We start from the raw sequence: 9,985 nt of genomic DNA, 5'->3' as shown, positions 1-9,985 counted from the left end.
CCCACAGGGCCTGTGGGAGCGGGCTTGCCCCGCGATGCTTTAGTGGGTGGCAATCCAGATCAGCAGCCCGGCCTGAAACACCGCAAAGGCCACCAGGCAGGTGATGGTGAAGCGCAAGCCGCTGTCTTCGCGACGGTACTTGCTGACCCGCTCGTCACGCTCGCGCAGTTGCGCTTCCTTTTCCTGCAGGTTCTGTTCAGCCTGCTGGAGCATCTGCGCAGCATCGAGGATTTCCACGCGCTGCACCTTGTCCGCATTCCAGCCGCCCTTGAGCTCACCAACCTGCACATCGACGTAGCGGCCCTTGAGGTGCTGGGCATCGGCGTATTCGACTTCCAGGCCATGGCTGTGCAACAGATGGTCACGGCGCAGGCGGGTGTCCTCGTTGAGGGCATCCTTGTTGGCCAGCGCGGCGCCTTCGACCCGGTAGTGCGACCATTTGCGCTGCGCCCAGCTGACGGCCTGGGCCAGCAGGAAGCGCCCCAGGCCTCGGTTCAACGGCTCGATCTGCAGGCCGCTATCCGGGCCGATTCGTACGTGCTTTTGCTGATGATCGACCCAGATGTCCAGATGGTTCTGTTCCTTGCGTACTTTTTGCCCAGGCAACTGAATGCTCATGCGCAACAAGCTGATGTCCTTGTTGTGGCGCTCGGTATAAGCGTACTGAACGAAGCGCAGTGGTCGTGCACCACTGTTGCGATCAGTCGGCAGCGGTGCCAGGCGCAGCATCTGGAAATGTTCCGCAGTCACCTCGGCCCACGGCAGCGGCGCGGGTTCCGGCGCGGCCTCTGGGGTTTCGGGGGCATCCTGGGGGGCGGCTTCAGTCATCACGGCAATCCTCTTGTGCACAGCAAGCTGGACACAATCACGATGCCAGCATCGGCTTATCGGCAGAATCGTCCGGGACTGGAGGCGCAATTTCGCTGAAATTCGCTCAGGCTGCGGGCAGCCTGTGGATAAAGTCGACGACGCGCACGCCCAGTTCGGCAGCTTGCGGCAATTTCGGGTTCAGGTAACTGTCACGCTGCTGACTTGCTGCCTGCGGGGCAATTCTCAGCATGTGGTTCATGCCCTGGATCAACGCCAGTTCGGCATCGGGTTTGGCGGCCTTGAGCCGCTCGGCATTGCTGACATCGACCTGGACATCGTGGGTGCCCTGGATGATCAGGGCCGGCACTTTGACCCTGGCGAACGCCGCTGCCGGGTCCTGGCGAAACAACGAAATCAGGTAAGGCTGGACCGACGGGCGCAGCAGATCCTGCAAGGGCCGAGGAATGTTCGACGCGGTGCGCCCGGCCTTGAGGTTATCCAGTATCTGCATCACCTGTGCGCTGTAGCGGGCCGGGATACGCTCGGCGAGTTGTGCACGAAAAACCTCATCGATCGGCCGGCCGCTGCCTGCCACGCTGATCACGGCGCTGGCGCCGCCCGGCTCTGCGGCCAGGCTGGCGATCAGCGCGCCTTCACTGTGACCCAGCAGGATCAACTGACCGAAACGCGGATCGGCTTTGAGTTTATGACTCCAGGCCACGACATCGGCGACATAGCGTTCAACCGTCAGGTCGCGTTCGTCCGGCGTCGCGGCCTGGCTGGCGGCCACGCCGCGTTTGTCGTAACGCACACTGGCGATGCGGTTTTTCGCCAGCACCAGGGCCAGTTGCCGGAGGTTGTCGGTGTGGGCGCCGTCCGGGCTGTTGCCGTTGCGGTCGGTCGGCCCGGAACCGGGGATGATCAGCACCACCGGGGGTGGCTGATCGCTGCGCGGCAACAGCAGGCTACCGTACAGCGTGCCGCTGCCGGTATCGAGACTGATCGGGCGTTGCAATACCGTAGGGGCGCCAGCGTGCACCAGGCCGCTGAACAGCAGGGCGACTATCACGAGAACGCGCAACATCATCAGGCCACTATCGAGGAGTTGGCTTTTTGACCGGCGCATGGGCAGAAGGTTCGCTGTCAGGGATGAACTCAATGGTTAGCCTGCGTATACTGGCGGCCTTGTTCAAATCAGGCTGATTCGCGGAGCGTCCTGCATGTCCGGCAATACCTACGGCAAGCTGTTCACTGTCACCACCGCTGGCGAAAGCCATGGTCCGGCGTTGGTCGCCATTGTCGACGGCTGCCCGCCGGGCCTGGAAATTTCCCTGGCCGACCTGCAGCACGACCTCGACCGGCGCAAGCCCGGCACCAGCCGACACACCACCCAGCGCCAGGAAGCCGATGAAGTCGAAATCCTCTCCGGGGTTTTCGAGGGCCGCACCACCGGTTGCGCCATTGGCCTGCTGATTCGCAACACCGACCAGAAGTCCAAGGACTACTCGGCGATCAAAGACCTGTTCCGTCCGGCCCACGCCGACTACACCTATCACCACAAGTACGGTGAGCGTGATTACCGTGGCGGTGGCCGCAGTTCGGCACGGGAAACCGCCATGCGTGTGGCTGCGGGCGCGATTGCCAAGAAGTACCTGGCCAGCCAGGGGATTCGTATCCGTGGCTACATGAGCCAGCTGGGCCCGATCGAGATTCCGTTCAAAACCTGGGAGTCGGTGGAGCAGAACGCATTCTTCAGCCCCGACCCGGACAAAGTGCCGGAGCTGGAGGCTTACATGGACCAGCTGCGCCGTGACCAGGATTCGGTCGGGGCGAAGATCACCGTGGTCGCCGAAGGTGTCATGCCGGGCCTGGGCGAGCCGGTTTTCGACCGCCTGGACGCCGAGCTGGCGCATGCCCTGATGAGCATCAACGCGGTCAAGGGCGTGGAGATCGGCGCAGGTTTCGCCAGCGTGGCGCAACGCGGCACCGAGCACCGTGATGAAATGACCCCGGAAGGTTTTCTCAGCAACAATGCCGGCGGTATTCTTGGCGGGATTTCTTCCGGCCAGCCGATTGTTGCCCACCTGGCCCTGAAGCCGACGTCGAGCATCACCACCCCGGGTCGTTCGATCGATGTGCACGGCAACCCGGTTGAAGTGATCACCAAGGGCCGTCACGACCCGTGCGTGGGCATCCGTGCCACGCCAATCGCCGAAGCGATGATGGCCATCGTATTGATGGACCACCTGCTGCGTCATCGCGGTCAGAACGCCGATGTGCGTGTGAGCACGCCGGTGCTGGGCCAGTTGTAATGCCATCACCTGGCAAACGCGCTGCGGCCTGCTGAGCCGTGGCGCCGATTCCCTACTGGCGGCTGTCCAGCTTCTACCTGTTCTACTTCGCCTTGCTCGGTTCTACAGCGCCTTTCCTGGCGCTGTATTTCCATCACCTGGGTTTTTCCAGCGCGCGGATCGGCGAACTGGTCGCCATTCCCATGCTGATGCGTTGTGTCGCGCCCAATCTGTGGGGCTGGCTCGGTGACCGCACGGGGCGGCGCCTGCTGATCGTACGCCTGGGGGCGCTGGCGACCCTGCTGAGCTTCTCGCTGATCTTCTTCGCCAAGAGCTATGCCTGGCTGGCGCTGGTCATGGCCTTGCATGCGTTCTTCTGGCACGCGGTGTTGCCGCAGTTCGAGGTCATCACCCTGGCGCACCTGCAAGGCCAGACCGCACGCTACAGCCAGATCCGCCTGTGGGGCTCGATCGGTTTCATCCTCACCGTGGTCGGCCTGGGACGGCTGTTCGATGGGCTGAGCCTGGATGTCTATCCGCAGGCGTTAGCAATCATCATGGCGGGCATTGTCCTTGCCAGCCTCTGGGTGCCCAATGCCCAGCCGCCCGGGCAGAACGAGCGCAGCCAGGGCGGGTTTCTCAAGCAATTGAGCAGTCCCGGCGTGGCAGCGTTCTATGTCTGTGTGGCGCTGATGCAGCTCAGTCACGGGCCTTACTACACCTTTCTGACCCTGCACCTGGAGCATCTGGGCTACAGCCGGGGTGTCATCGGCATGCTCTGGGCCCTGGGTGTGGTCGCCGAAGTGTTGATGTTCCTCGGCATGAGCTGGATTCTGGCGCGGGTCTCGTTGCGCCGGGTGCTGATGGCCAGTGTTGCCCTGGCGGCCCTGCGTTGGCTGCTGCTGGGTAATTTTGCCGAACACCTGGCGCTGCTGTTGTTCGCCCAGGTCTTGCACGCCGCTACCTTCGGCAGCTTCCACGCCGCCGCCATTGCTTTCGTGCAACGTAGCTTCGGCGCCCGTCAGCAAGGCCAGGGTCAGGCCCTGTATGCTGCCCTGGCGGGAACCGGCGGCGCCCTGGGCGCCCTGTATTCCGGCTACAGCTGGAATCTGTTGGGTGCGACCACCACCTTTAGTATCGCCAGCGTCGCAGCGCTGGCCGCAGCCGTTATCATTGCGACCCGTATGAAAGAAGCCGAGCAATAGGAATTTCTTCTGATGAGCAGCCTGTCCGTTTACCACCTGTCCACCCCGGACATCCCTAACAAGGTCCTGACCCACCTTGAGGATATCGCTTCGACCCTGGCTGAGCACGGCGTGCGTTTCGAGCGCTGGCAGGCCAGTGCGCCGATTCAGGCGGGTGCCAGCGAGCAAGAGGTGATCGCGGCTTACCGGCAATGTATTGACGCACTGATGGCTGAACGAGGCTGCACAGATGTCGATGTCAGCCGCGAGGCGGATGCCGGCTTGCTCGACGAGCATACCTGTGAGGAGGAACTACTGCGCTTTTTCGCCGCCGGGCGTGGGCTGTTCAACCTGCACATCGGCGATTACCTCTATGCCGTGTTGTGCGAGAAGGGCGACCTGATCGGCGTGCCGGCGGGCACTCGGCTGTGGCTGGATATGGGCGAAGAGCCGCGGTTTGTGGCCATTCGCATGTTCAATAAACGGGAAAGTCAGGTCGTGCGCTTCACCGGTGACAAGATTGCCGAGGCTTTTCCACGGCTTGACGACTGACTGACCGTGGTAAAAGTCCTCCTGCAGCACGGAGCCGATCCGCTGATGACCAACGACAACGGCCAGTTGCCGATGGCCGGCGCGGCGTTCAAGGGCGATCTGGCGATGGTCCGGTTGCTGGGAGAGCAGGGTGTGGCGGTCGATTCGGCCGCGCAGTTGCAAGCGCTGGCCGGCTAACCCTCAGGGGCCTTTTGCGGCTATCCTTGGCGACTTTTTTCAGCGTCGCAGGGCCCCTTCATGAAATCCCAACTGCTCGAACTCATCGGCAAAATCAGCGCCGGCTGCATGCGCGAAGAAGACATCGAGCGCATCGCCGACGAGGCCGCCCAGGCCTATGCCGACCCGCAAGCCTTCCTCGCTGCCAACCCTGACATCAACTACGACGACAGCTTCCCGATCCCTTTGGGTGAGTGGGTCATCGTCGGCAGCCTGCCCGACACCGTGCTGTTCCAGGCCGACACCTATCAGGACCTGTTCGCGCAGATCGTCGACTCCTTCGACAAGAGCGTGCCCTTCAACCTCAAGCCCAAGCAATTGGCCAAGGTCGAGCCGTTGACCGCACTCAACCGCATCCAGGTGCAGATGGGGGCGATGAACAAGGAGGCCGGTGGCTATGTGCTGATGAACTTCAGCCAGTTGCTCGATGACGAGTTGCAGATGGTCATGGTGGGCGCTAACGACCTGGCGCGGGTGCTGGAACTGTGCGCCGAGGTGGGAATTGCCGCAGCGCCTGCTCTGGAAGCGCTGCGGGTGGCGGTTCACGTTTAACCGAGGGCGGTGTCGAGGAACATCATCACCGCAAAGCCGCCCATCAGGCCGAGGGTCGCCGAGGTCTGGTGACCATTGCGGTGGGTTTCCGGAATCACCTCGTGGGACACCACGAAGATCATCGCACCGGCCGCCAGGCCCATGCTCACCGGGTAGGCGATGGCAAAGCCGGTGGAAATCCCCAGGCCTATGACCGCGCCGATCGGCTCCATCATGCCCGAGCCGATCGCCACCAGCGCTGCTTTCAGGGTCGCAAGCCCGGTGGCGCGCAAGGCCAGGGCCACGGCGAGGCCTTCGGGAATGTCCTGGATGGCGATGGCGCTGGTCAGCGGCAGGCCGACAGTCAGGTCGCCATTGGCAAAGCTGACACCGATGGCCATGCCTTCGGGCAGGTTGTGCAGGGTAATTGCCAGCACGAACAGCCACACCCGGTTGATCCGTTCGGCCTGCGGCCCGCAGGGGCCGGTGCTTTCATGTTCGTGCGGGGTGAAACGATCGAGGCCAAGCATCAGCAAGACCCCAAGCCCCATACCGATGACCACGGTCATTGCCGCATAGGGGCCGTTGCCGGTGATCTCGCGGGCAGCATCCAGGCCCGGCAGAATCAGTGAGAACGAGCTGGCGGCGAGCATCATTCCGGCGGCAAAGCCGAGCATCACATCCTGGCTGCGCGCGCTGACTTCGCGCAGGACCACGGCCATGATGGCGCCGAGGGCCGTCGCGGCAAACCCGGCCAGGCCACCGAGCATGGCCATGTGCAGGTTTTCCTGATGATCGCCGTGCACAGCGTTCCAGGCGCTGGCCATCAACAGGCCGAGTACCGCCAGCAGGCTCAGGCCCAGGCCGGCGCTCAGCCACGGTGTGCTTTGTGCCTGTTGCAGCCAGGCGCTCCAGAGTGACGTCGGAGCAGGGCTGCTGGAGCTGTGAGCGGGGGGCATAGGAACCTCACTGAAACCTATTGATGAGCCGAGTGTAACCAGTGCCGTCGCGCTGCCGCCAAGCAATAGCGTCTATGGGGCTCATAGCCAGCTATCCTGTGGGCAGACGTGTTCAACGGAGCGACAGCATGGGTTCGACCTTCAATGGCCTGGTAGGCCTGATCATCCTCGCGCTGGATATCTGGGCGATCATCAATGTGCTTAAAAGCGGCGTGGGGTTGGGGCCGAAAATCCTCTGGATCCTGTTGATCCTGCTGCTGCCGGTGCTCGGCCTGATTATCTGGGCGATTGCCGGGCCGCGGGGGAATGTGCGGTTGTAGGCGCGGGCTCAGATCAGCCACGCTCCTTCAAGCTCCAGCAACATCTTCTTGCGCTCCACGCCCCCGGCATAGCCGGTCAAGGTGCCGTTGCTGCCGATCACCCGATGGCAGGGCACGATGATCGCGATCGGGTTGGCGCCGTTGGCAGTACCGACCGCACGAACGGCGCGAGGGCGGCCGATGTGCCCGGCCAGGTCGCTGTAGCTGCAGGTGGTGCCGTAGGGAATACGCTGCAAGGCCTGCCAGACTTGCCGTTGAAAAGGCGTACCCAGCGGCGCCAGCCTGACGTCGAATACCTCGCGTTTGCCAGCGAAGTACTCATCCAGTTGGCGCGCCACTTCATCCAGTCGATGCTGCGCAGGTAGCCATCCGCCCGGCAGCTCCCAAGGCTGCGCGGCATCCATGTGCAGCAGGTGCAGGCCCTGAGCGTCGCCGGCCAGCAACAGCGGACCAAGCGGACTGGGCTGATAGCGGTAATACATGGTGTAGCGCCTGGGGCATGAAAGGAGTGACCACCATACCGCAAGTCGTTGCCGGGCGTGTCCATCAACGAAATTTTCACATCCGATTATGGAAAATCCGCGCTCGCAATTATCCGTTCGCCGAATGGCCGTGCATTGCCCTCGGGTTTAGTGCACATTTGCCGATTCGTTTTTTCGCCTTTCTTGAATCTGAATCCTAGGGATCTTCCAATCCATGGCTACCACGGACGCCTTGAGTGATCAGCGGGCTGCGTCGCGCCCGTTGCAACCAACGCTAAAATCGCACCTGGCCTACACCCTGTTGTGTGGTCTGGTGATCATGCTGATGCTCAGTTTGGTACGTTTGGGCCTGCTGATCTACAACAGCGACATGATCGGTGACACACCGATGTCGACCGTGGTCGAGGGTTTCCTCAATGGCCTGCGCTTCGACTTGCGTGTCGTTGTCTACCTGAGCATTCCGCTGCTGCTGGCCACCCTCAGCGCCCGAGCCATGGCTGCTCGCGGCCTGTTCCGGGTGTGGCTGACCATCACCTCTAGCATCGTCATGTTCCTCGGCCTGATGGAACTGGACTTCTACCGTGAGTTCCACCAGCGCCTCAACGGTCTGGTATTCCAGTACGTCAAGGAAGATCCCAAGACTGTACTGAGCATGCTCTGGTACGGTTTCCCGGTGGTGCGATACCTGTTGGCGTGGATCTTTGGCACCTGGTTGCTGAGCCTGTTGTTCAAGGGCATCGACCGCCTGACCCGTCCCCGTGGCGCCTACCAGAACCACACGGCCGGCAGCCGTGCGCTGGCCCCGTGGTACGTGCGCGGCGTGGTGTTCTTCATGATTTTGCTGGTGGCAGTCATCTCCGCCCGCGGTACCCTGCGTCAGGGCCCACCGATGCGCTGGGGGGATGCCTTTACCACCGACTCGAATTTCGTCAACCAACTGGGTCTCAATGGCACCCTGACCTTGATCGACGCGGCCAAGAGCCGTTTCGGTGAAGACCGCGCCAATGTCTGGAAGTCGACGATCGAGCAAACCCTGGCCACCCAGGCTGTGCGCGACATGCTGCTGACCGGCAACGACAAACTGGTCGATGCCGATAGTGCTGCAATACGCCGTGATTTCACGCCGCCGAGCGCCAATACCCTGCCGATCAAGAACGTCGTCGTGATCCTCATGGAGAGCTTCGCCGGTCACTCGGTAGGCGCCTTGGGCAGCCCGAACAACATTACCCCGTACTTCGACAAACTGGCCAAAGAAGGTCTGCTGTTCGACCGCTTCTTCTCCAATGGCACCCATACCCACCAGGGGATGTTCGCCACCATGGCCTGTTACCCGAACCTGCCAGGCTTCGAATACCTGATGCAGACCCCGGAAGGTGGCCACAAGCTGTCCGGCCTGCCAGCGCTGCTCAGCGCCCGCGACTACGACGATGTGTATGTCTACAACGGCGACTTCGCCTGGGACAACCAGTCGGGCTTCTTCGGCAACCAGGGCATGACCACCTTCATTGGCCGCAATGACTTCGTCAATCCGGTGTTCTCCGACCCTACCTGGGGGGTGTCCGATCAGGACATGTTCGACCGTGGCGCCGAAGAACTGGCCAAGAACTATGGCAAGAAGCCGTTCTATGCACTGCTGCAGACCTTGTCCAACCACACGCCGTACGCCTTGCCTGCTCAGTTGCCGGTAGAGCCGGTCAGCGGCCAGGGCCGCCTTGATCAGCACCTGACCGCAATGCGCTACTCCGACTGGGCTTTGGGCCAGTTCTTCGAGAAAGCGCGCAAAGAGCCGTACTTCAAGGAAACCCTGTTCGTCATCGTCGGTGACCATGGATTCGGCAATCACCAGCAAGTAACCGAGCTGGACCTGGGCCGTTTCAACGTACCGCTGCTGCTGATTGCGCCAGGCATCCAGGAGAAGTTCGGTGCGGTCAATCACACCGTCGGTACCCAGATCGACATCGTCCCGACCATCATGGGGCGTCTGGGCGGCGAAACCCGCCATCAGTGCTGGGGGCGTGACCTGCTCAACCTGCCGGCTGGCGATCCTGGCTTTGGCATGATCAAGCCGTCAGGCAGCGAGCAGATCGTTGCCCTGGTCAAGGGTGATCGCATCCTGATCGAGTCCAAGGACATGGCGCCGCGCATGTATCGCTACGAGCTGGGTGGCAACTTCAAGGCCGAGCTGATTGAAAGCCCGGACCAGAAAGAGCTGACACACAAGCTTGAATCGTTTATCCAGACCGCGACCAAAAGCTTGCTGGATAACACTGCGGGCGTTGTCCATGGTATGCCGGAGTAACGTGTCCACCGCGTTGCTTTGAATAGAAAGAGGCCTACGGGCCTCTTTTTTTATGGGGCTTCACGGTATTCCGGGGGAGTATCTTGGGACTGGACTGGACTGGACTGGACTGGACTGGACTGGACTGGACTGGAACTCGGATGGGAGCTTATCCATTCTATGCGGCGCCGCTGCCGGCCCCTTCCGCCCTTACGGCGGCCTACTTTTTTCTTGGTGTATGGACCGGAGACATGGTGGACAGGTGTACGGGGACATGGTTGACACTTTTCGGCAAGCAAACCTGCCGGGAATTCGACCATGCCTTGGAACGCGAGAGACGCCATGAGCTTGAGAGAAGAGTT

10 protein-coding genes and 1 pseudogene are annotated in these 9,985 nt (G+C 61.9%); 7 read left to right on the top strand and 4 right to left on the bottom strand.

The window, feature by feature from the left end:
* Positions 1-39: 39 nt before the first annotated feature.
* Positions 40-828, bottom strand: a complete 789-nt coding sequence (locus C6382_RS21105; RefSeq protein ID WP_107026264.1) for a hypothetical protein — start codon at positions 826-828, stop codon at positions 40-42.
* Between the two features lie 106 nt (positions 829-934).
* Complete coding sequence (locus tag C6382_RS21100) at positions 935-1,897, bottom strand: alpha/beta hydrolase (protein ID WP_107026323.1); 963 nt, start codon at positions 1,895-1,897, stop codon at positions 935-937.
* A 133-nt stretch (positions 1,898-2,030) separates the two neighbouring features.
* Here C6382_RS21100 and aroC point away from each other — a divergent pair, with 133 nt between their 5' ends.
* The 5 genes and pseudogenes from aroC to C6382_RS21075 all read left to right on the top strand — a co-directional run bounded on the left by aroC (position 2,031) and on the right by C6382_RS21075 (position 5,605).
* Positions 2,031-3,122 carry a chorismate synthase gene (gene aroC / locus C6382_RS21095; RefSeq protein WP_107026263.1) on the top strand — a complete coding sequence of 364 codons (1,092 nt, stop codon included), beginning with the start codon at positions 2,031-2,033 and terminating at the stop codon, positions 3,120-3,122.
* 38 nt (positions 3,123-3,160) lie between these two features.
* Positions 3,161-4,306 carry an MFS transporter gene (locus C6382_RS21090; protein ID WP_107026262.1) on the top strand — a complete coding sequence of 382 codons (1,146 nt, stop codon included), beginning with the start codon at positions 3,161-3,163 and terminating at the stop codon, positions 4,304-4,306.
* A 12-nt stretch (positions 4,307-4,318) separates the two neighbouring features.
* A complete protein-coding gene (locus C6382_RS21085; protein WP_107026261.1) occupies positions 4,319-4,837 on the top strand; it encodes an acireductone dioxygenase in 519 nt (172 codons plus the stop codon).
* A 9-nt stretch (positions 4,838-4,846) separates the two neighbouring features.
* A pseudogene (locus C6382_RS21080) lies at positions 4,847-4,993 on the top strand (ankyrin repeat domain-containing protein); the annotation flags it as partial.
* An 81-nt stretch (positions 4,994-5,074) separates the two neighbouring features.
* On the top strand, positions 5,075-5,605 hold the full coding sequence (locus tag C6382_RS21075; protein WP_107026259.1) for a hypothetical protein: 531 nt from the start codon (positions 5,075-5,077) through the stop codon (positions 5,603-5,605).
* Here C6382_RS21075 and C6382_RS21070 read toward each other — a convergent pair.
* Entirely contained in the window at positions 5,602-6,543 is a 942-nt protein-coding gene (locus C6382_RS21070) for a ZIP family metal transporter (protein ID WP_107026258.1), read from the bottom strand. The two genes, C6382_RS21075 and C6382_RS21070, sit on opposite strands and share 4 nt — an antisense overlap.
* A 128-nt stretch (positions 6,544-6,671) precedes the next feature.
* Between C6382_RS21070 and C6382_RS21065 the strand changes: the two genes are divergently transcribed.
* A complete protein-coding gene (locus C6382_RS21065; RefSeq protein ID WP_107026257.1) occupies positions 6,672-6,863 on the top strand; it encodes a PLDc N-terminal domain-containing protein in 192 nt (63 codons plus the stop codon).
* Between the two features lie 8 nt (positions 6,864-6,871).
* Here the strand turns inward: C6382_RS21065 and C6382_RS21060 are convergent, their stop codons facing one another.
* Positions 6,872-7,345: a methylated-DNA--[protein]-cysteine S-methyltransferase gene (locus C6382_RS21060; RefSeq protein ID WP_107026256.1), complete on the bottom strand. Its 474-nt coding sequence runs from the start codon at positions 7,343-7,345 to the stop codon at positions 6,872-6,874.
* Between the two features lie 214 nt (positions 7,346-7,559).
* Here C6382_RS21060 and C6382_RS21055 point away from each other — a divergent pair, with 214 nt between their 5' ends.
* On the top strand, positions 7,560-9,644 hold the full coding sequence (locus C6382_RS21055) for an LTA synthase family protein (RefSeq protein ID WP_107026255.1): 2,085 nt from the start codon (positions 7,560-7,562) through the stop codon (positions 9,642-9,644).
* Positions 9,645-9,985 lie beyond the last annotated feature (341 nt).

The sequence above is a fragment of the Pseudomonas sp. BBP2017 genome, from assembly GCF_003024385.1.
GTDB lineage: Bacteria > Pseudomonadota > Gammaproteobacteria > Pseudomonadales > Pseudomonadaceae > Aquipseudomonas.
The sequence above is the reverse complement of the archived record's forward strand: the minus strand, read 5'-3'. Positions and strand labels throughout refer to the sequence as shown.